General features: G+C 65.3%; 20 protein-coding genes. 15 read left to right on the forward strand and 5 right to left on the reverse strand.

Features of this window, described 5'->3' with window-relative positions:
* Positions 1 to 93: 93 nt before the first annotated feature.
* Positions 94 to 2,175 carry a methyl-accepting chemotaxis protein gene (locus IF809_RS12120; RefSeq protein ID WP_462837685.1) on the forward strand — a complete coding sequence of 694 codons (2,082 nt, stop codon included), beginning with the start codon at positions 94 to 96 and terminating at the stop codon, positions 2,173 to 2,175.
* 138 nt (positions 2,176 to 2,313) lie between these two features.
* Positions 2,314 to 3,252, forward strand: a complete 939-nt coding sequence (locus IF809_RS12125) for a dihydrodipicolinate synthase family protein (RefSeq protein WP_453994778.1) — start codon at positions 2,314 to 2,316, stop codon at positions 3,250 to 3,252.
* A gap of 108 nt (positions 3,253 to 3,360) precedes the next feature.
* On the opposite strand, the gene IF809_RS12130 is transcribed toward IF809_RS12125, so the two are convergent.
* The 3 genes from IF809_RS12130 to IF809_RS12140 are packed head-to-tail and all read right to left on the reverse strand — an operon-like array spanning position 3,361 to position 5,918.
* Positions 3,361 to 4,059, reverse strand: coding sequence for a DUF1045 domain-containing protein (locus IF809_RS12130; RefSeq protein ID WP_453994780.1), 699 nt, complete (start codon positions 4,057 to 4,059; stop codon positions 3,361 to 3,363).
* A gap of 18 nt (positions 4,060 to 4,077) precedes the next feature.
* The gene (locus tag IF809_RS12135; protein WP_453994782.1) at positions 4,078 to 5,271 is read right to left on the reverse strand and encodes an alpha-D-ribose 1-methylphosphonate 5-triphosphate diphosphatase; all 1,194 of its coding nucleotides are present in this window, start codon (positions 5,269 to 5,271) and stop codon (positions 4,078 to 4,080) included.
* On the reverse strand, positions 5,268 to 5,918 hold the full coding sequence (locus IF809_RS12140) for an LbetaH domain-containing protein (RefSeq protein WP_462837686.1): 651 nt from the start codon (positions 5,916 to 5,918) through the stop codon (positions 5,268 to 5,270). Before IF809_RS12140 ends, IF809_RS12135 begins: the two co-directional genes overlap by 4 nt.
* Before the next feature lie 177 nt (positions 5,919 to 6,095).
* On the opposite strand from IF809_RS12140, the gene phnC reads away from it, so the two are divergent.
* The 4 genes from phnC (at position 6,096) to phnE (IF809_RS12160) (ending at position 9,699) form a co-directional block, all read left to right on the forward strand.
* Positions 6,096 to 6,905 (forward strand): phosphonate ABC transporter ATP-binding protein, encoded by an 810-nt coding sequence (phnC, locus tag IF809_RS12145; RefSeq protein WP_462837687.1) that lies wholly within the window; start codon positions 6,096 to 6,098, stop codon positions 6,903 to 6,905.
* Between the two features lie 58 nt (positions 6,906 to 6,963).
* A complete protein-coding gene (gene phnD, locus IF809_RS12150) occupies positions 6,964 to 7,893 on the forward strand; it encodes a phosphonate ABC transporter substrate-binding protein (protein WP_128963868.1) in 930 nt (309 codons plus the stop codon).
* 76 nt (positions 7,894 to 7,969) lie between these two features.
* Positions 7,970 to 8,854, forward strand: coding sequence for a phosphonate ABC transporter, permease protein PhnE (phnE, locus tag IF809_RS12155; protein WP_453997515.1), 885 nt, complete (start codon positions 7,970 to 7,972; stop codon positions 8,852 to 8,854).
* Positions 8,855 to 8,931: 77 nt separating this feature from the next.
* Positions 8,932 to 9,699 (forward strand): phosphonate ABC transporter, permease protein PhnE, encoded by a 768-nt coding sequence (gene phnE / locus IF809_RS12160; protein WP_373291748.1) that lies wholly within the window; start codon positions 8,932 to 8,934, stop codon positions 9,697 to 9,699.
* A gap of 153 nt (positions 9,700 to 9,852) precedes the next feature.
* Here phnE (IF809_RS12160) and phnF read toward each other — a convergent pair whose 3' ends face one another.
* Positions 9,853 to 10,581: a phosphonate metabolism transcriptional regulator PhnF gene (gene phnF / locus IF809_RS12165; protein ID WP_453994785.1), complete on the reverse strand. Its 729-nt coding sequence runs from the start codon at positions 10,579 to 10,581 to the stop codon at positions 9,853 to 9,855.
* 170 nt (positions 10,582 to 10,751) lie between these two features.
* Here phnF and phnG point away from each other — a divergent pair, with 170 nt between their 5' ends.
* Genes phnG through IF809_RS12210 form a run of 9 tightly spaced genes read left to right on the forward strand, consistent with a single transcriptional unit; the run spans position 10,752 to position 17,689 of the window.
* Positions 10,752 to 11,165 carry a phosphonate C-P lyase system protein PhnG gene (gene phnG / locus IF809_RS12170; RefSeq protein WP_453997517.1) on the forward strand — a complete coding sequence of 138 codons (414 nt, stop codon included), beginning with the start codon at positions 10,752 to 10,754 and terminating at the stop codon, positions 11,163 to 11,165.
* A gap of 4 nt (positions 11,166 to 11,169) precedes the next feature.
* Entirely contained in the window at positions 11,170 to 11,778 is a 609-nt protein-coding gene (phnH, locus tag IF809_RS12175) for a phosphonate C-P lyase system protein PhnH (RefSeq protein WP_462837688.1), read from the forward strand.
* A gap of 3 nt (positions 11,779 to 11,781) precedes the next feature.
* On the forward strand, positions 11,782 to 12,897 hold the full coding sequence (locus IF809_RS12180; protein ID WP_462837689.1) for a carbon-phosphorus lyase complex subunit: 1,116 nt from the start codon (positions 11,782 to 11,784) through the stop codon (positions 12,895 to 12,897).
* Complete coding sequence (locus IF809_RS12185) at positions 12,894 to 13,802, forward strand: alpha-D-ribose 1-methylphosphonate 5-phosphate C-P-lyase PhnJ (RefSeq protein WP_453981707.1); 909 nt, start codon at positions 12,894 to 12,896, stop codon at positions 13,800 to 13,802. Before IF809_RS12180 ends, IF809_RS12185 begins: the two co-directional genes overlap by 4 nt.
* Entirely contained in the window at positions 13,795 to 14,586 is a 792-nt protein-coding gene (gene phnK / locus IF809_RS12190) for a phosphonate C-P lyase system protein PhnK (RefSeq protein WP_453994791.1), read from the forward strand. Before IF809_RS12185 ends, phnK begins: the two co-directional genes overlap by 8 nt.
* Positions 14,587 to 14,594: 8 nt before the next feature.
* The gene (gene phnL / locus IF809_RS12195) at positions 14,595 to 15,293 is read left to right on the forward strand and encodes a phosphonate C-P lyase system protein PhnL (RefSeq protein ID WP_453994793.1); all 699 of its coding nucleotides are present in this window, start codon (positions 14,595 to 14,597) and stop codon (positions 15,291 to 15,293) included.
* 14 nt (positions 15,294 to 15,307) lie between these two features.
* The gene (locus IF809_RS12200; protein ID WP_453981708.1) at positions 15,308 to 16,459 is read left to right on the forward strand and encodes an alpha-D-ribose 1-methylphosphonate 5-triphosphate diphosphatase; all 1,152 of its coding nucleotides are present in this window, start codon (positions 15,308 to 15,310) and stop codon (positions 16,457 to 16,459) included.
* A complete protein-coding gene (phnN, locus tag IF809_RS12205; RefSeq protein WP_453994795.1) occupies positions 16,456 to 17,052 on the forward strand; it encodes a phosphonate metabolism protein/1,5-bisphosphokinase (PRPP-forming) PhnN in 597 nt (198 codons plus the stop codon). The genes IF809_RS12200 and phnN overlap by 4 nt, the downstream gene beginning before the upstream one ends.
* Before the next feature lie 25 nt (positions 17,053 to 17,077).
* Positions 17,078 to 17,689 carry a pyridoxamine 5'-phosphate oxidase family protein gene (locus IF809_RS12210; protein ID WP_453981710.1) on the forward strand — a complete coding sequence of 204 codons (612 nt, stop codon included), beginning with the start codon at positions 17,078 to 17,080 and terminating at the stop codon, positions 17,687 to 17,689.
* 128 nt (positions 17,690 to 17,817) lie between these two features.
* Here IF809_RS12210 and IF809_RS12215 read toward each other — a convergent pair whose 3' ends face one another.
* Complete coding sequence (locus IF809_RS12215; protein WP_453994797.1) at positions 17,818 to 18,549, reverse strand: SDR family NAD(P)-dependent oxidoreductase; 732 nt, start codon at positions 18,547 to 18,549, stop codon at positions 17,818 to 17,820.
* Between the last annotated feature and the right edge of the window lie 43 nt (positions 18,550 to 18,592).

Raw genomic sequence — 18,592 nt, forward strand, 5'->3', positions numbered from 1 at the left:
CCAGAATTCCGGCGCCTGACAACAACCTTAACGGAACATTGGCAGGTCGCGGTGCAAGGTGGCCAATCTTTGAACGTAGGCCCCTTGTGTCTTATGGCATTCTTTAAGAAATCGGTAAGCTCGCTTCTCCTGACCTTGATGGCCTTGCTGGCGGCCGGTGCGCTGGCCTCTACGGCGATCCAGATGGTCGGGGCGTTCGGTCGCTACAGCGACAGTCTCGAGACCGCGCGGCTCGCCGCTGCCGACAAGGCAATTTTCCACGGCGTCCTGTCCTTGCGCAACAATCGCGGCGACGCCCAGAGTGCGCTGCTCGGCGACGATGACGCTCGGCCAAAGCTGGCCGAGGCCGAGAAAGCTGAGCAGGGCGGCTTTGATGGCGTCAGCGCCGCGATGGCCAGCGTCAACTTCGCGCGGCGCGACGAGCTTGCCGGCACGCTGAAGCAGCGCTGGGGTGAGGCCGCGCCGCAATTCCAGTTGTTCTACGACGAAGCCAAGCGTCCGCGTGCCGAGCGTAAGATCGAGCGGACCAATTCCTGGTACGACGCCGTCACCAAGGTCATCGAAACGGCGAACCTCGCCTCCACCGCGGTGTCGAACCGCGCCTGGATGGACGATCCCTTCATTGCCCGCATGATCCAGGTCCGCCGTCTGGCCTGGCAGGTGCGCGACCGCTATGGAATCCATTGTTCGGCATTGCGCTCGAACGTCAACAGCAGCAAGCCGCTCGACGACAATCAGAAGCGCACGCTGGCGCAATGGGACGGCACCATCAATTCCGGCTGGTCGGGCATGGACGAGCTTTTGGCCTCGCCCGACGTAGCCGCGGAGCTGATCACCGCTGCCAAGGAGGCGCGCGCCAAGACCGACGGCGCTCTCAAGCAGATCGGGGAGATCACCAGGAACTTTGACGGCAGCGGCAAGCCAGCCATGGCCGCTTCGGAATGGAATACGCTGTGCCAGTCGCCGTTCGCGTCTATCGTGGCCGTCGCGAACAAGGCGTTGGACCAGTCGATCGCGCGGGCGGAAACGGTGCAGGCGAAGGCGCTGACCAATCTCGTGGTCCAGTCGCTCGCCTTCCTGCTGGCGCTCGCCGTGACCTTGGCCGGTGTCTACGTCGTGCGCAATCGTCTCATGCGCCCGGTGCGGGCCATTCTCGATGCGATCGCCCGTATCAGCGCTCGCGATTATGCAACGGCGGTTCCGCAACCCCGATATCCCGACGAGTTCGGCACCATGGCTGCCGCGCTCGAAAGCCTGCGCGAGAGCGCGGCCACCGCGGAACGCCTCGGCCAGGAGCGCGAATCGCAACAGGCGTTGCAACTCGCTCGTTCGGGTACGGTTGATGCCGCCTGTCGCAGCTTTGACGATACGGTGCAGGCGGTCATCGAGAGCGTCGCCGCGTCCGCGAAGGAGCTCGATGCCACCGCGACCGATGTGCGCTCGCTGGTGGCGGAATCGAGCAGCCAGACCTCTGCAGTCTCGTCCGCCGCCGAGCAGGCCACCAATAATCTCGAGACCATCGCGGCCGCGACCGAGGAGCTCTCGGCCTCGGTCGGCGAGATCTCCGCGCAAGTGCAGTCGAGCGCGCGCGAGGCCCGCGAGGCCGTGGCGCAGGCCGAGCAGACCAATGCGACGGTCGAGATCCTCGACCAGACCGCAAGTCGCATCAGCGAGGTCGTGAAGATGATCCACGCCATCGCCGGCCAGACCAATCTGCTCGCGCTGAACGCCACCATCGAGGCTGCCCGCGCCGGCGAGGCCGGCCGCGGTTTCGCCGTGGTCGCCGGCGAGGTCAAGAGCCTCGCGTCGCAGACGGCGACGGCGACCGAAGAGATCTCGCGCCAGGTCGAGGAGATCCAGGGCGCGACCGGTCAGGCGGTTGCCGCCATCCGTTCGATCGGCAGTGCGATCAACGGCATCGATGAGAAGATGACCGCGATCGCGGCCGCCGTCGAACAACAGCGCGCAGCCACCACGGAAATCTCCCGCAATTTCCAGCAGGCCGCCCAAGGCACCCGTGAGGTCACCAACACCATCGGCAGTGTCGCCAGGCTCAACCAGGAAACTGGCAATGCCGGGACGGTGCTGTTCCAGTCCGTGACCAAGATGTCGGCGGACGCCGATCGCCTCCGGGTCGCGGTCGAGGGTTTCCTTGGCGCGGTGAAGACCGCTTAGGTTCCAGCCCCTGTTCGACGGCGCGCGGATCGGCATTGCCGCGCGCGCGTTCACCCTGTAGATGGTAGCGGTACCATAATCTGACGCGCCTCGCTGGCGCATCAGCACAAGCGACAGGACTCCAGGGAGATATCTTCGATGCCGGTCACCCCCCACAAGGCCCAGCGCCCCTATCGCGGCGTGTTCCCCGTCGCCCCCACCATCTTCGATGAGCGGGGTGAACTCGACCTCGAGGGCCAGCGCCGCTGCATCGATTTCATGATCGATGCCGGCTCGCACGGCATCTGCATCCTCGCCAATTTCTCCGAGCAGTTTGTGCTGACCGATGACGAGCGCGAGACCGTGATCCATGCAGTGCTGGAGCACGTCGCCGGCCGCGTGCCCGTGATCGTGACCACCACCCATTTCAGCTCGGCCGTGTGCGCCGCGCGCAGCAAGCAGGCCGAGGCGGCGGGCGCCGCGATGGTTATGGTCATGCCGCCCTATCACGGCGCGACGTTCCGGGTGCCTGAAAAAGGCATCGTCGAATTCTTCAAAGTGCTCTCGGGCGCGATCAACATTCCCATCATGATCCAGGACGCGCCGGTCGCGGGGACGCCGCTCTCCGTCGAGCTGCTGGCGCGGCTCGCGCGCGACTTCGCCAACATCCGCTATTTCAAGGTCGAGGTGCCCTTTGCCGCGGCGAAGCTGCGCAGCTTGATCGAGACCGGCGGCAGCGCGATCGAAGGTCCCTGGGACGGCGAGGAAGCGATCACGCTGATGGCCGATCTCGACGCCGGCGCCACTGGCGCAATGACCGGCGGCGGCTATCCCGACGGTATCAGGCAGATCATCGATCCCTATTTCGCCGGCGATCGCGAAAAGGCGAAGGCCGCCTATGAGCGCTGGCTGCCGCTGATCAATTACGAGAACCGCCAATGCGGCCTGATCGCCTGCAAGGCGATGATGCAGGCCGGCGGCGTGATCAAGTCCGACACAGTCCGCCATCCGCTGCAGCCGCTGCATCCGGCGACGCGCGCGGGCTTGCTGGAGCTGGCCAAGGAGCGCGACGCGCTGGCGCTGCGCTGGGGGAAGTAGAGTCTCTCCTCCGTCATTGCGAGGAGCTCTTGCGACGAAGTCCAGAGTATTTCCGCGGATACAGTCTGGATTGCTTCCCTGCGCTCGCAACGACCGAGTTTGTTGAGGCTATCGCGCCAGCTTCCACTCACCAATGATGCGAAAGCGTGCTTTCGCCTCATCCTGTTTGAACAGCGTGATGCGATCGATCTCGAGCGTATCGAGCTTCAGCGCCGCGAACCGTCTGCGCAGCATCTCCAGGATGGGCCCGTGCCGCTCGGCATCGAGCCTTCCCGTCAGCGTCATGTGGAAGCGGAATTCTTCCATCACGTAAGGGTAGCCCCAGCGATCGAGATATTCGCGCTGGCGCTGGCTCAGCTTTTCGGGCTTGCGCCGCGCGCGATCTTCCGCCGTGAGCGCTGGGCGAAAGCAATCGAAATCGCGGACGCAATCGGCGGCCAATTGCTGGAGAGCGTCGACAGGTTCGGCGGGGATGACGGCGATGAAGCCGCTGATGGCATCGACGATCGGCCGGATCAGCGGAATCGGCCGCACCTTGCCGGCGAATGTCGCGCACGCAGTCACGAGCTCGGCCTCGGTCCTGCCTGATGCCAGGGCCATCGGTGCCTTCAACGTGCCGTGAAATCCGTATTTGCGGGGATCGGCGGTGACGTCGCGCCAGTCCGGCGCGACGCGGAGCGCCTCATCCGGAAACGAGACCTCGTTTCCGGTGTAAGCCTCATAGCCCAGCAGCTCGGCGCCGAAGCGGGACAGCGCGTTGTCAGCGCCGGCGGCAAAGTAGATCGCATAGCGGGGAAAACCTGTCATCGTCGCAGCATAGCCAAATTATGCCGCAACGACAGTCTCGCGCGGCATTGTTGCCGTGCCGAGCAGCCGCGTTGCATCAGTCAGATGCACGAGCTTTCCGGCCGATATCACCGCAACCAATCGCGGTCGCAGCGGTACGCTGTCGTCGACGAGCAGGATGTCGGCGCGATGCCCTGCGGCGATCGTGCCGCGATCGGTCAAGCCGGTGGCTTGCGCGGGCGCCGACGAGATCAGCTTCCAGGCCTCGCCCAGCGGCAGCACGCCGTCCGCGGCGAGGCGGAACGCGGCGAGCAGCGGAGCGGGGTAATAGTAGTCCGAGGCCAGCACGGAGCAGAGCCCCTTGGCGATCATATCCGATGCCTTGGTCCAGCCGGTGTGGCTGCCGCCCCGCACGACGTTCGGCGCGCCGTAGACGATGTCGTCGCCGGCGGCCGCGGCTTCGCGCGCGGTCTCCTCGTTGATTGGAAACTCGGCGAGCGTCACGCCCATGGTACGAAAGTCCCGGCGCATCTCCGGCGTCGCATCGTCATGGGAGAGCATCCGCACCCCGGCGGTGCGCGCCGCCGCGGCCAGTCGGGTGATCGAGGCCGGAACATCGGCCGCACGCGACACGATACGCGCAACCAGCTTGTCGAACGCCGCGCTCGACAGTCCGGTGCGCTCCACCATGCGGTTGCGCTTGCGCGGGCTGGCCATGTCGGCGACGGTGCCGTCCATGTGATCGTTGAAGGCGAACAGGTCGACGCGGCCCTCGGCGAGCCACTGGCCGATCTCTGCCTCGGCATCGAGATTGTAGGTCTCATGCCGCAAATGGAAGCGGGTGTCGGCGGCGAAATGCGGACGCTGCCGCTCGATCGCCTCGAGCAGACGTCGCGCGTTGTCGCCGCTGCGCAAGCCGGGCTCCCACGACCAGGTCGTGGCGTGGAAAACCGTGGTGATGCCGTTGCTGATGACCTGGCGGTCCGTCTCCGCCAGTGCCACGTCGATCGGGAAATCGACGCCGGCGCGCGGCATCATCTGCCGCTCGAAGGCGTCGCCGTGTAGATCCACGATGCCGGGGAGCACCAGCAGATTGCGCGCATCGATCGCGAGCCGCGCCCGGCCGCGCGGCGCATCGATCTGAGCAATGTCGGTTCCGGACACCCCGAGGGATGTTTCGACGAGGTCGGAGCCGATCAGGGTTCGGCCGGCTTCAAGGAAAATGTCTGTCACGCGACCGCGCTTCGTTTGGTGGAAGATGAACCTGCTTCGTATGCTGCCAGGAATTCTTCAATCGAGAGCTTGCGGAAATCGGGCAGTGCTGCACGCAATTTGTCGTGATCCCAGTCCCACCAGGCCAGCTCCGCGAGCCGTCCGGCAATCTCCTCGGAGAACCGGCGCCGAACGATGCGCGCCGGATTCCCCGCGACGATGGTGTAGGCCGGCACGTCCTTGGTGACGATGGCGCCGGCCGCAATCACGGCGCCGGTGCCGATGTTGCGGCCGGGCAGCACGATCGCGCCATATCCGATCCAGACGTCGTGGCCGATACGGACATGATGCTGCCGCCGCCAATCAAAGAACTCGGCGTCGTCGCTCTCGCTCGGGAAGTAAGCACTGGAGCGGTAGGTGAAGTGGGCCTGCGTGGCGCGATGCATCGGGTGATTGCCGGGATTGATACGCGTCATCGCCGCGATCGAGCAGAACTTTCCGATCGTCGTGTAGGTGATCTGCGCGTCGTTGACGACATAGGAGTAATCGTCCATCGCCACTCCATGCAGGATCGTCCGCGCGCCCACCTCGGTGTAAGCGCCGAGCCGCGTCTCGTGCAGCTTCGCGGAAGGATCGATGGTCGGCTCGACCGATAGCACCTTGGCCATATTGCATCCGGAAGTTCGAGGACGGGCGTTCCTCTTCGAGTGCCTTGATGACGATGTCGTGACGCGACGATGACAGGGGATGAGATGTGCTGGATCGCCGCACTGCGGTCCCGGTGTCACACAAGTGTTAAGCACGCGCGTTAGCGGTTGGCTCCAGCTGCTACTCGGGAGCTCTGCATGCTGGTGTTGGAAGGTCTGACGTGCCGCTTCGGCGCAAAAGCCGCGGTGGACGACGCTTCGTTTCAAATCGCTCCCGGCAGCTTCGTCGGTGTGATCGGGCGCTCCGGCGCCGGCAAGTCGACCCTGCTGCGGACCATCAACCGTCTGGTGACGCCGACCCAGGGCCGCATCCTGTTCGACGGCCTCAACGTCACCTCCTTGCGCGGCCGGGAGCTGCGGCAGTGGCGGGCGCGCTCGGCGATGATCTTCCAGCAGTTCAACCTGGTCGGCCGGCTCGACGTGCTGACCAACGTGCTGATGGGGCGTCTCGCCACCATGCCGGCCTGGCGCTCGCTGTCGCAGCTCTGGTCCGAGCAGGACAAGGCGCTGGCGATGTCGGCGCTCGAACAGTTCGATATCGCCGCGCTCGCCGCGCAGCGTGCTGACCAGCTCTCCGGCGGCCAGCAGCAGCGCGTCGCGATCGCCCGCGCCCTGGTGCAGCAGCCCGACATCATCCTCGCCGACGAGCCGATCGCCTCGCTCGATCCGCGCAATACCAAGATCGTCATGGATGCGCTGCTGCGCATCAACAAGCATTTCGGCATCACCGTGCTCTGCAATCTGCATTCTCTCGACCTGGCGCGCGGCTATTGCGACCGCCTGATCGGCATGGCGGCGGGCCGCGTGGTGTTCGACGGCGCGCCGTCGGCGCTGACCGATCTCGTCGCGCGCGAGCTTTACGATCTCGAAGCCGCCGACGTCATGGGCGCTACGCCTGCGCCGGTGCATACGGGCGTCCCGGCACTCGGAACGGCCGCGGCGGCCTGAGCGGCGTCACGCTGCTTGCTTTCATACGAACCGACCTTAACCAAAGAAGGGGCTAACGATGATCACTCGCAGACTGGTTCTTGCCGGCGCAGCCGCGCTGACCTTTGCCGGATCCGCTTCCGCCGAAGACTGGCGGGCGAAATATCCGGAAATCACCTTCGCCGCGATTCCGGCGGAGAACGGCTCGGGCGTGACAGAGCGCTACGCTCCCTTCATCAGCTATCTATCGAAGGAACTCGGCGTCAAGGTGACGCTGCGCGTCGCCAATGACTACGCTGCCCTCATCGAAGGCCAGCGCGCCGGCAATATCCAGATCGGCTATTATGGTCCGGCATCCTTTGCGCGTGCCCGTCTCACCGGCGTCAAGACCGACGCCTTCGTCATCGACGTCAACTCCGACGGTTCGAAGGGCTACTATTCCGTCTTCTACGTGCTGGCGAAGTCGCCCTACCAGAAGATCGAAGACCTCAAGGGCAAGAATCTCGGGCTTGTCGATCCGAATTCCACGTCCGGCAACAACATGCCCCGCTTCAAGCTGAATGCGATGGGCATCGATCCCGACGCCTATTTCTCCAAGGTGGTCTTCACCGGGAGCCACGAGAACGCCGTTCTCGCACTGGCCCAGGGCACCGTCGACGTCGCCGCCAATTGGTGGAACGCGGACGACGATTCCAACCTGACCCGCATGCTCAACAAGGGCATGGTGAAGTCGGCCGATGGCACCGTGATGAAGAAGGAGGATTTCCGCATCATCGTGAAGTCCGACCTCATCATCAACTCGCCCTACGCCTATCTCAGCGACCTGCCTGAAGACATGAAGGCCGCGATCAAGAAGGCCTTCCTCGACGCGGCGCAGAAGGACCCCGAGGCGTTCAAGAAGCTCTCCGACGGCAAGAACAAGCCGTGGGAGCCGGTCGCCACCGAGGACTACAACAAGACCATCGAGCTGATTAAGTTCGTCGACAATCTGCGTAAGAAGGCGTCCTGAGCTCGTCGGGACGATGCACCTCGAGCCGGGTCGATGGACCCGGCTCTTTTTCTTGATGGACCTATCCGCCGAACAGATGACGATCGCGGTCTCGATTCTCCCGGAGCAGCAGCTCGCAGCACTGAACAGCGCCTATCGCAAGGCGGTTGCGCGCAAGCGCCTGCGTCTCCTAGCGGGCCTCGCCGTTTTCCTTGCCGCGATGATCGTGTCGTCGATCGGCGCCGAGGTGAACCTTCGCACCTTCTTCACATATTTCGGCAACTTCGTCAGCTATTTCGACCGCATCCTCACCCTCGACGGCGGCCAGCGGGTCTGGACCAATGTCGGCGAGTGGTTCTGGGGCCTGCACAAATGGCTGAAGCTGCTCGGCGAGACGCTGCTGATCAGCTATGTCGGCACGCTGCTCGGTGCCGTCCTCGCTTTCGCGTTGAACTTCTTCGCTGCCGAGAATACCTCTCCCGCGCGCTGGCTGCTCTTCACGGTGCGGCGCCTGCTCGAATTCGCGCGCACGGTGCCCGGCATCGTCTTCGCGCTGATCTTCGTCATCGCGTTCGGCCTCGGCCCGATGGCCGGTGTGCTCGCGATCGCGATCCACTCCACCGGCGCGCTCGGAAAGCTGTTCTCGGAGATCGTCGAGAATGCCGACATGAAGCCGGTCGAGGGCATTCGTTCCACCGGCGCGAGCTGGCTCTCCTGCATGCGCTTTGCGATCCTGCCGCAGGTCTCGGCGGGCTACGCCAGCTATGCGCTGCTGCGCTTCGAGATCAACGTGCGCGAGGCCTCTGTGATGGGCTTCGTCGGCGCCGGCGGCATCGGGCAGGAGCTGATCGTCGCGATCCGAAAATTCTACTACTCCGACGTCAGCGCGATCCTCGTGACCGTCATCGTCACGGTCTTCCTGATCGACATCACGACCGGCTGGGTGCGCGGCCGCCTGTTCGGCAAGGAGGCGCGGACGTGAGCAGGAAGCCGGAGGTGAATGCCGCGGAACTCCGCGGCCGCTATCCCCAAATCTTCGATCGGCCCGCATCGTCGCGCATGGCGACGCCTGTCGTGCTTGCCGCTGCACTGGCGATCTTCGCGTTCGGCCTGGTCGATCTCGATTTCTCGCCGTCGCGTTTCATTTCGGGGCTGAGCCAGCTCGGCTGGATCAGCATGATGATGATCCCGCCAGATCCCGGCTCCTCGCTGCCGCTCTATCTGAAGGCGCTTGGCGAGACGCTGTCGATCGCGCTGCTCGGCACCACGCTCGCGGCAGTGCTCGCGCTGCCGGTCAGCCTGCTCGCGGCGCGCAACGTCGTGCCGTCGATCATCCTGCGCTTTCCGGTGCGTCGCTTGCTCGATTCGATCCGCGGCGTCGATACGCTGATCTGGGCACTGGTGTGGATCAACGTGGTGGGACTCGGCCCATTCGCCGGCGTGCTCGCCATTGCCGTGTCGGATTTCGGCGCTTTCGGCAAGCTGTTCTCCGAGGCGATCGAAGGCGCCGACCAGAGACAGGTCGAGGGCATCCGCGCCTCCGGCGGCAGCGCGCTGCACGAGATCCGCTTCGGCCTGATGCCGCAGGTGCTTCCCGTCATCGCCGGTCAGGTGCTGTATTTCATCGAATCGAACACGCGCTCGGCCACTATCATCGGCATCGTCGGCGCCGGCGGAATCGGCCTGCAGCTCGCCGAGCAGATCCGCGTGCTGGAATGGCAGAAAGTGTCGTTCCTGATCCTGATGATCCTGGTCGCCGTCGCAGGAATCGATTTCATCTCCGGCAAGCTGCGCTTTGCGATTATCGGGCGAAGGGCTGTGGCCTGAGTCCTTCGCCTCTCCCCGCTTGCGGGGAGAGGCCCGAATTTGCGAAGCAAATTCCGGGTGAGGGGGAGTCTGTCTCTCACCGTCATTGCGGAGGCAGCCCCTCACCCCAACCCTCTCCCCGTAAGAATGGGGCGAGGGAGAAGAGGCTGTGCCTTAAGGCTCGACCAAAAACTCCACCCGCTCCGCTGCGAACCGCGAGTGCTTCGTCACCAGCGGCTTGCCGTCGAGATCTTGGTCGGTCGCGTCGACCACCAGGATCGGTCGCCCCAGCGGCAGGTCGAGGCGCGCGGCGTCGGTCGCATCGACAATGCCGGCGGTGATCCTCGTGGCGCCGCGGCGGTAGTCGCGGATTCCGTAATGCTCCAGCATCTTCGTCATCGAACGCGTGGCGGCAAACACCGTGCCCGCGCCTGGAAACAGCTCGGCCGACAGCCATGTGGTCGAGACGCAGATCGGGGTGCGGTCGGCGAGGCGAATCGCTTCGATCCGCACCAGGGGCGCGCCGGTCTTCAATCCCAATTCCCGTGCGAGCTCGCGCGTTGCGACATCGTCTGACGCCTCGATCATCTTTCCATGCGGCTCGCGGCCGTCCGCACCGACGATCTCGGAGAAGCGCGTGCGCGAGCGCAAGGGATAGGCGAGCTTCTGCGCCTCGACATAGGTGCCGCTGCCGCGCTCGGCGCGCACGAGGCCGCGCTCGGCAAGGGCCGCGAGCGCGCGCCGCACGGTATGCCTGTTGACCCGGTAAGTTTCGGCGATCTCCATCTCGCCCGGCAGCTTGTCGCCGGCGGCGAAGCGGCCGTCGGCGATGCCGCGTTCGATGCCATCGGCAACGAGGCGCCACAGCGCGACGCCCGAGGAGGCGGTGTCCTGCATGCTCATATCGCCGATCAGCCTAGCCCGAAAATCACACCCTTGTCACGAAACAGTCATGGCGCTCCCGTATGAAGTTGTCTAGTATAATAGACAACTTGGATTCGGCAAGTTCTTCCCTAAGTTCGGTGATTTCGGTGAGCCAACACAATACCCAGCAAGCCCAGCGCCAGGCCGTCATGGCCGTGCTGGCGCACGCGGAGGCGGGCGAGATCGCCGCCCGTCTCCGCACGATTCCCCTGCCAGGCCATCAGGATCTGCGTATGCCGGAAAACGGTCTCGTCATGCTGCGCGGCCGGGTCGGCGGGGACGGCGCGCCGTTCAATCTCGGAGAAGCCACCGTGTCGCGCGCGGCGGTGCGGCTTGCGAGCGGCGAGGTGGGGTTCGGCTACACGCTTGGGCGCGACGGCGAGAAGGCGCGGTTGATCGCCCTGTGCGATGCGCTGGTGCAGTCGCGCGACTTTGCTGCGACCGTCGAGCGCGATGTAATCGCGCCGTTGCGCGAGCAGCTTATGGTCCGGCGCAAGCAGCAGGCCGAACAGGCTGCGGCGACAAAGGTTGATTTCTACACCATGGTGCGCGGTGAGGGGTGAAGCCATGACCACGATTGCGGAGCTGCCGCCGGGATTCGCCGACAAGGTGTTGTCGGCGCAATCGACCTTTCGCTCGGTGATGGATGCGATGGCCCGGCCGGGTTCGGTCCAGCGCATCGTGCCAATGGCGGGAACGGCGGGCCCCATGATGCGCGGCACCGCCGCGATCGCGCTGACGCTGTTCGACCACGACACGCCGCTCTGGCTCGATGCAGGGATGTCGGAAAGCTCCGACGTCCTGAAGTGGTTGAAATTTCACACCGGCGCGCCCGTGGTGCAGGACACGTCGGTTGCCTCGTTCGCGCTGATCAGCGACGGCGGCGCGCTGCCCGCGCTCGAACGGTTCGCGCTCGGCACCAATGAATACCCTGACCGTTCGACCACTCTGATCATTCAGGTCGATAATCTGGACTCCGGCCGCAGCTTCGAGCTGCGTGGCCCAGGCATCGATGGCGTCGCGACGCTCCATGCCTCGATCAAGCCGTTCGACCTGTTCGAGCGTCTGCGCATCAACGAGGCGCTGTTTCCGCGCGGCATCGACCTGGTTCTGGTTGCCGGCGATGCCGTGGTAGCGATCCCGCGCACGACGCGCATCGTGACCAAGGGAGGCTGACGCATGTATGTCGCAGTCAAGGGCGGCGAACGCGCCATCGAGAACGCCCATCGCCTGCTCGCCAATGCGCGGCGAGGCGACCAAAGCGTGCCTGAGCTCTCGCTCGACCAGATCTCGGAGCAGCTTGGGCTGGCCGTCGACCGCGTCATGAGCGAGGGCTCGCTCTATGATCGGGAGCTCGCGGCGCTCGCCATCAAGCAGGCGCGCGGCGATCTGATCGAGGCGATCTTCCTGGTCCGCGCCTTCCGCGCCACCTTGCCGCGCTTCGGCGCCAGCCAGCCTGTTGACACCGGCGCGATGCGGGTGCAGCGGCGCGTGTCCTCGACCTTCAAGGACATTCCCGGCGGGCAGATCCTCGGACCGACTTTCGACTATACACACCGTCTGCTCGATCCCTCGCTTGCGGAAGGATTCGTGCCGGAGGCGCCGGCTGTGGCCGAAGCCTCGACGGCGCCGACGCCGCGCGTAACCGATATTCTGGGCCGGGACGGGCTGATCGAGACCTCTCCGCGAGCCGAGGAGGGCGCCAGTGTCGGCGACCTCACCCGCGAGCCGCTCAACTTCCCTGCCGAGCGGGATCTGCGTCTGCAGAATCTGGCGCGCGGCGACGAAGGATTCCTGCTGGCGATGGGTTACTCCACCCAGCGCGGCTACGGCCGCAATCATCCCTTCGCCGGCGAGATCCGCTTTGGCGAGGTCGAGGTCGAATTTGCCGCCGAAGGCGTCGGCTTCGCCGTGCCGCTCGGATCGATCGAGCTGACGGAGTGCCAGATGGTCAACCAGTTCAAGGGCTCGGCCACGGAAGCACCATGCTTCACGCGGGGCTACGGTCTCGCCTTCGGGCAGAGCGAGCGCAAGACCATGTCGATGGCGTTGGTCGATCGCGCCCTGCGTGCCCGGGAGCTGGGTGAAGAGGCCCTCGCTCCGGCACAGGATGAAGAATTCGTGTTGTCGCATTCGGACAACGTCCAGGCCACCGGCTTCGTCGAGCACCTCAAGCTGCCGCACTATGTCGACTTCCAGTCCGAGCTCGGCCTCTTGCGCAAGCTGCGCAAGGAATTTGCCGAATCCTCCTCCGAGGCCAATACGCCCGATGCCATGAAGGAGGCCGCGGAATGAACGCGCCCGCCTACAATTTCGCCTATCTCGACGAGCAGACAAAGCGGATGATCCGCCGCGCGATCCTGAAGGCGATCGCGATCCCCGGCTATCAGGTGCCGTTCGCCAGCCGCGAAATGCCGATGCCCTATGGCTGGGGCACTGGTGGCGTGCAGGTGACGGCCGCAATCCTAGGGCCCCAGGATGTGTTGAAGGTGATCGACCAGGGTTCTGACGACACCACCAATGCGATCTCGATCCGTAAATTCTTCGCCAAGACCGCGGGCGTCGCGACGACGACCTCGACCGATGAGGCGACGGTGATCCAGACGCGCCACCGCATCCCCGAGACCTCGCTTCATGCGAACCAGGTGCTGGTCTATCAGGTGCCGATTCCGGAACCGCTGCGCTTCCTCGAGCCGCGCGAAACCGAGACGCGGCGCATGCATGCGCTCGCCGAATACGGCCTGATGCATGTGAAACTTTACGAGGACATCGCCCGCTTCGGTCACATCGCGACCGCATACGCCTATCCCGTGAAGGTGAACGCGCGCTACGTGATGGACCCGTCGCCGACGCCGAAATTCGACAATCCCAAGATGGACAATTGCCCGGCGTTGCAATTGTTCGGCGCCGGCCGCGAGAAGCGCATCTATGCGATCCCGCCGTATACCCAGGTGATGTCGCTCGATTTCGAGGATCACCCGTTCGAGCCCTACCGCTTCAATGCGCCCTGCGCGCTGTGCGGGGCCGAAAACTCCTATCTCGATGAGATCGTCACCGACGACAACGGCAGCCGCATGTTCGTCTGCTCGGATACCGACTATTGCGAGGGCCGCCAGGCCGCCGGCCATCGTGGTGCCTTGAGTGCTGCGCCATACAAGGACCAGCCGCAGGGAGAAGCACAAGGGAAAGAAAATGGCTGATCTTCTGGAAACCGATCAGCCGCTGCTCATCGCTGATGGCTTGAGCAAGTCCTACGGCCGTATCGCCGCATGCCGCGATGTGTCCTTCTCGCTCTATCCCGGCGAGGTGCTGGCAATCGTCGGCGAATCCGGTTCCGGTAAGTCGACGTTGCTGCAATTGCTGTCGGGCCAGCTCGCGGCCAGCGGCGGACAGGTATCTTATCGCATGCGCGACGGTATCACCCGCGATCTCGCCTCGCTCGGCGAGGCCGAGCGGCGCCTGCTGTTTCGCACCGATTGGGGATTCGTGCACCAGGATCCGGCGCAGGGCCTGCGCATGGCCGTTTCCGCCGGCGCCAATGTCGGCGAGCGGCTGATGGCGGTGGGCTGGAATCATTACGGCCGCATCCGCGAATCCGCCTCCGACTGGCTCACGCGGGTAGAGATCGACGTCGCGCGCATCGACGATGCGCCGCGCACCTATTCGGGCGGCATGCGCCAGCGCCTGCAGATCGCGCGCAACCTCGTCACCGGCCCGCGGCTGGTGTTCATGGACGAGCCGACCGGCGGCCTCGACGTCTCGGTGCAGGCCCGTCTGCTCGATCTCCTGCGCAATCTCGTCGCCGAATTGCATCTCGCCGTCATCATCGTCACCCATGATCTCGCGGTCGCGCGGCTGCTGTCCCATCGCGTGATGGTGATGAAGGGCGGCCGCGTCATCGAAACGGGCCTCACCGACCAGGTGCTGGACGATCCGCGCGAGCCCTACACCCAGCTCCTCGTCTCCTCGATACTGCCGCCATGAGTTCTCCGATGACTGCCATGATCGACATCGCCGGCGCCAACAAGACCTTCACGATGCACCTCCAGGGCGGCATCGAACTGCCCGTCGTGCGCGGCGTCACCTTTCAGGTCCAGCCCGGCGAGTGCGTCGTATTGTCGGGGCCATCAGGCGCCGGGAAATCGTCGATCCTGAAGATGATCTTTGGCAACTACCGCTGCGACTCCGGCCGCATCGGCATCCGTCATCGCGGGGCGCTGATCGACCTCGCCGCCGCCGAGCCACGGCAGGTGCTCAACGTCCGCCGCTCCACCATCGGCTATGTGAGCCAGTTCCTGCGCGCGGTGCCGCGCGTCGCCACCATCGACGTCGTCGCCGAACCTCTGATCGCCGGCGGCACAGCTCGCGCCGACGCGCAAGCTCGCGCCGGGGAGCTCTTGCATCGCCTCAATATTCCGGAGCGGCTCTGGCAGCTTCCGCCCGCGACCTTCTCCGGCGGTGAGCAACAGCGCGTCAACATTGCGCGCGGCTTCATCTCGGAGCTGCCGATCCTGCTGCTGGACGAGCCGACCGCCTCGCTCGATGCCGCCAACCGCGCCATCGTGGTCGAGCTCGTTGCCGAGAAGAAGCGCCAGGGCGTTGCCATGGTCGCCATTGTCCATGACGACGAAATCCGTCATTTGATTGCCGATCGCATCGTCGACGTCACCGGCTTTGCCGCCGCGGCCTGAAGGAACTGGGGAAAATGAAGCCGAAGGACACAGTGATCGCCAACGCCAGGATCGTGCTGGCCGACCGGGTGATCGAACAGGGCTGGCTTGCTCTCACCGACGGACGCATCGCTGAGATCGGTGAGGGTAGGGCGCCCGCGGGTGCCGAGGATGCCGGCGGCGATCTCGTCATGCCGGGGTTGATCGAGCTTCATACCGACCACCTCGAAGCTCATTACGTGCCGCGCCCGAAAGTGTTCTGGAATCCGGTCGCCGCGGTCATCTCCTATGACGGCCAGCTCGCCACGTCCGGTATCACCACCGTGTTCGACTCGCTCCGGGTCTGGCGCGAGGACGGTGCCGAGGAGGTCGACGGCCGCGCCGGCGTGCTCGCCGCCGCGATCACCAGCGCGCGCGAGGCGAGCCTGCTGCGGGCCGACCACTTCCTGCATCTGCGCTGCGAAATCCCGATGCCGAGCGTGGTCGAGGAGGCCAAGGAGCTGATCGACCGCCCCGACGTCAAGCTGATGTCGCTGATGGATCACACGCCGGGCCAGCGCCAGTTCCGCGACGAAGTCAAGCTGCGCGACTATTACCGCGGCAAAGGCGGTGGCAAGACCGACGCCGAGCTCGACGAGCTGTTTGCAAAGCGCTTCGAGTACCAGAAGAAATATGCCGCAACCAATATGCGCGAGATCGTGGCCTTGGCGCACGAATACCGGATTCCGCTGGCGAGCCATGACGATACCACCGACGAGAATGTCGCGGATGCCGTGCGTGACGGTGTGGCGGTGGCGGAGTTCCCGACCACGATGGAGGCCGCGCGCGGCCTGCACCAGGCCGGCATCGACATCCTGATGGGCGCGCCCAACGTCGTGCGCGGCGGCTCGCATTCGGGCAACATCGCCGCCGTCGATCTCGCGCGCGAAGGCCTGCTCGATATCCTGTCGTCGGATTACATCCCGTCCAGCCTCTTGATGGGCGCGCTGCAATTGCCCGAGCATGCGCCCTCGATCAGCCTGCCGGCGGCTGTTCGCACCGTGACCAAGGCGCCGGCCGATGCGGTCGGCCTCACCGACCGCGGTGAGATCGCGATCGGCAAGCGCGCCGATCTGATCCGCGTCCACATTGCGGGCAGCGTTCCCGTGGTCCGCAGCGTCTGGCGCGAAGGCGGCCGCGTCGCATGAGCGACACCGGGACCATGGCACAGGACAAGGCGGGCGCGATCGGCCCCGGCCGGCTCGTGCTCGTGGTCGGCCCGAGCGGCGCCGGCAAGGACACGCTGTTGCGGCTGGCGCAGGCCGCCTGCGCCGACGATCCGAATATCGTCTTTCCGCGCCGCGTGGTGACGCGTGCCTCCTCGGCCGACGAGGACAATATTGCGGTGAGCCCGGACGAATTCGCCCGCGTGCGCGAGCATGGCGATTTCGCCGTGCATTGGGACGCGCATGGGCATGCCTATGCACTGCCGCTGGAGATCAATGACGACATCCGCGCCGGCCGCACCGTCGTCGTCAACGTCTCGCGCACCGTGATCAGCGCGCTGCGCCGTGCCTATGCCCACGTGGTCGTGGCCGCGATCACGGCGCCGCCGGACGTGCTGGCGCAGCGGCTTGCCGCGCGGGCACGACACAGCGATGGCAATATCGCGGAACGGCTGTCGCGCAGCGTCGATGATTCGTCGGCCAATGCCGATGTCACCATCCTCAACGCCGGCAGCGCGGACTATCACGGCCGCCAGCTCGTGCGCGTGATCAGGAATGAAGGCTGGCAGGACTAGTTGCCGGCACAGCAAGGAGAGCGGAATGACGGTGATCGAAACGGTCGAACAGCTGGAAGCCATCTATGGCGCCACCAACGACGCCTCGACCGTGAAAGTCGCCGACCATGTCACCCCGCTCTACCGCATCTTCATCGAGAAGGCGCCGTTCGCGGCGCTCGCCACCATCGGGCCCGAGGGCGTCGACTGCTCGCCGCGCGGCGATCTCCCCGGCTTCGTCCGCATCCATGATCCCAAAACGCTGATGCTGCCCGACCGGCGCGGCAACAACCGGATCGATTCCCTTCGCAACATCGTGCGTGATCCCAGGGTGTCGCTGATGTTCCTGATCCCTGGCTCCGGCAATGCGGTCCGCGCCAACGGCCGCGCTCACCTCTCGGTCGCGCCCGAACTGCTGGCCTCGTTCGAGGTCCAGGGCAAGGCGCCGCGTAGCGTCATGGTGATGAGTGTGGACGAGATCTACTTCCAATGCGCCCGCGCCATCGTCCGCGCCGACCTCTGGAACCCCGACAAGCGCGTCGATCCCAAAGCATTGCCGACGCCGGGCCAGATTCTCGCCGAGATGAGCGAGAACAAGGTCGGCGGCGCGGCGTATGATCGCGACTGGCCGGAGCGGGCGGCCGCGACGATGTGGTGAGCCTCTTACAGGTCGCGAGCCGGGATTCGTAGGGTGGGCAAAGGCGCACTTGCGCGGTGCCCACGAATTCTCACCAATCACACGCAAAGGGTGGGCACGCATTCCCCGCGTCCGGAAGAGGGGGCCCTCTAATTGAACGCCATCCCACCGCTCAGCGCGATGGTCTGCCCCGTCATGTAGGCGTTGTCGACCAGCAGCATCACCGCTTTCGCCACCTCGTCCGCGGTGCCGAACCGGCCGAGCGGGATGCGGCTGACGAGCTGCGGCTGGCCGCTCATCATGTCGGTCTCTATCAGCGACGGCGCCACTGCGTTGACAGTGATGCCCTCCTTCACCAGCCGTGCCGCGTAGCCGCGGGTGAGCCCTTCCATCCCGGCCTTTGACGCATTGTAATGCGGGCCGATCGAGCCGGCGCCCCGCGCAGCACCCGAGGAGATGTTGACGATGCGGCCCCAGTTTCGCGCGCGCATCGACGGCAGCACCGCCTGCGTGCACAGAAAGGCGGATTTCAGGTTGACAAGGATGGTGCGATCGAAATCCTCCTCGGTGAGGTCATCGACGCCGCGTGTGATCGCAATGCCGGCATTGTTGACGAGAATGTCGATCGGCCCGAGCCCGGCCGTGACGCGCTCGACCAGGTCGGCCACAGCGCCCTGCTGAGAGACGTCGGCGGCGGCGACGATGGCACGTCCGCCCTGCTGGCCGATTTCGCCCGCGAGCTTCTCGGCTTGGTCGATTCTTTCGCGGCAGTTGATGGCGACGGCCGCGCCAGCCCCAGCCAGCGAACGGCAGACGGCAGCACCTATCCCGCGCGAACCACCAGTGACGAGCGCGACGCGCCCCTTGAGAGTCTCTGACATGAAAGCTCCGCTCGATCCAATGACCACCGGATCGTCAGTCGAG

The organism is Bradyrhizobium sp. UFLA06-24 (assembly GCF_054967145.1).

Coding starts and splice junctions, on each gene's coding strand:
- IF809_RS12120 (WP_462837685.1), top strand. CDS start 94: ATGGCATTCTTTAAGAAATCGGTAAGCTCGCTTCTCCTGACCTTGATG.
- IF809_RS12125 (WP_453994778.1), top strand. CDS start 2,314: ATGCCGGTCACCCCCCACAAGGCCCAGCGCCCCTATCGCGGCGTGTTC.
- IF809_RS12130 (WP_453994780.1), bottom strand. CDS start 4,059: ATGACAGGTTTTCCCCGCTATGCGATCTACTTTGCCGCCGGCGCTGAC.
- IF809_RS12140 (WP_462837686.1), bottom strand. CDS start 5,918: ATGGCCAAGGTGCTATCGGTCGAGCCGACCATCGATCCTTCCGCGAAG.
- phnC (WP_462837687.1), top strand. CDS start 6,096: ATGCTGGTGTTGGAAGGTCTGACGTGCCGCTTCGGCGCAAAAGCCGCG.
- phnD (WP_128963868.1), top strand. CDS start 6,964: ATGATCACTCGCAGACTGGTTCTTGCCGGCGCAGCCGCGCTGACCTTT.
- phnE (WP_453997515.1), top strand. CDS start 7,970: ATGACGATCGCGGTCTCGATTCTCCCGGAGCAGCAGCTCGCAGCACTG.
- phnE (WP_373291748.1), top strand. CDS start 8,932: ATGGCGACGCCTGTCGTGCTTGCCGCTGCACTGGCGATCTTCGCGTTC.
- phnF (WP_453994785.1), bottom strand. CDS start 10,581: ATGAGCATGCAGGACACCGCCTCCTCGGGCGTCGCGCTGTGGCGCCTC.
- phnG (WP_453997517.1), top strand. CDS start 10,752: ATGGCCGTGCTGGCGCACGCGGAGGCGGGCGAGATCGCCGCCCGTCTC.
- phnH (WP_462837688.1), top strand. CDS start 11,170: ATGACCACGATTGCGGAGCTGCCGCCGGGATTCGCCGACAAGGTGTTG.
- IF809_RS12180 (WP_462837689.1), top strand. CDS start 11,782: ATGTATGTCGCAGTCAAGGGCGGCGAACGCGCCATCGAGAACGCCCAT.
- IF809_RS12185 (WP_453981707.1), top strand. CDS start 12,894: ATGAACGCGCCCGCCTACAATTTCGCCTATCTCGACGAGCAGACAAAG.
- phnK (WP_453994791.1), top strand. CDS start 13,795: ATGGCTGATCTTCTGGAAACCGATCAGCCGCTGCTCATCGCTGATGGC.
- phnL (WP_453994793.1), top strand. CDS start 14,595: ATGACTGCCATGATCGACATCGCCGGCGCCAACAAGACCTTCACGATG.
- IF809_RS12200 (WP_453981708.1), top strand. CDS start 15,308: ATGAAGCCGAAGGACACAGTGATCGCCAACGCCAGGATCGTGCTGGCC.
- phnN (WP_453994795.1), top strand. CDS start 16,456: ATGAGCGACACCGGGACCATGGCACAGGACAAGGCGGGCGCGATCGGC.
- IF809_RS12210 (WP_453981710.1), top strand. CDS start 17,078: ATGACGGTGATCGAAACGGTCGAACAGCTGGAAGCCATCTATGGCGCC.
- IF809_RS12215 (WP_453994797.1), bottom strand. CDS start 18,549: ATGTCAGAGACTCTCAAGGGGCGCGTCGCGCTCGTCACTGGTGGTTCG.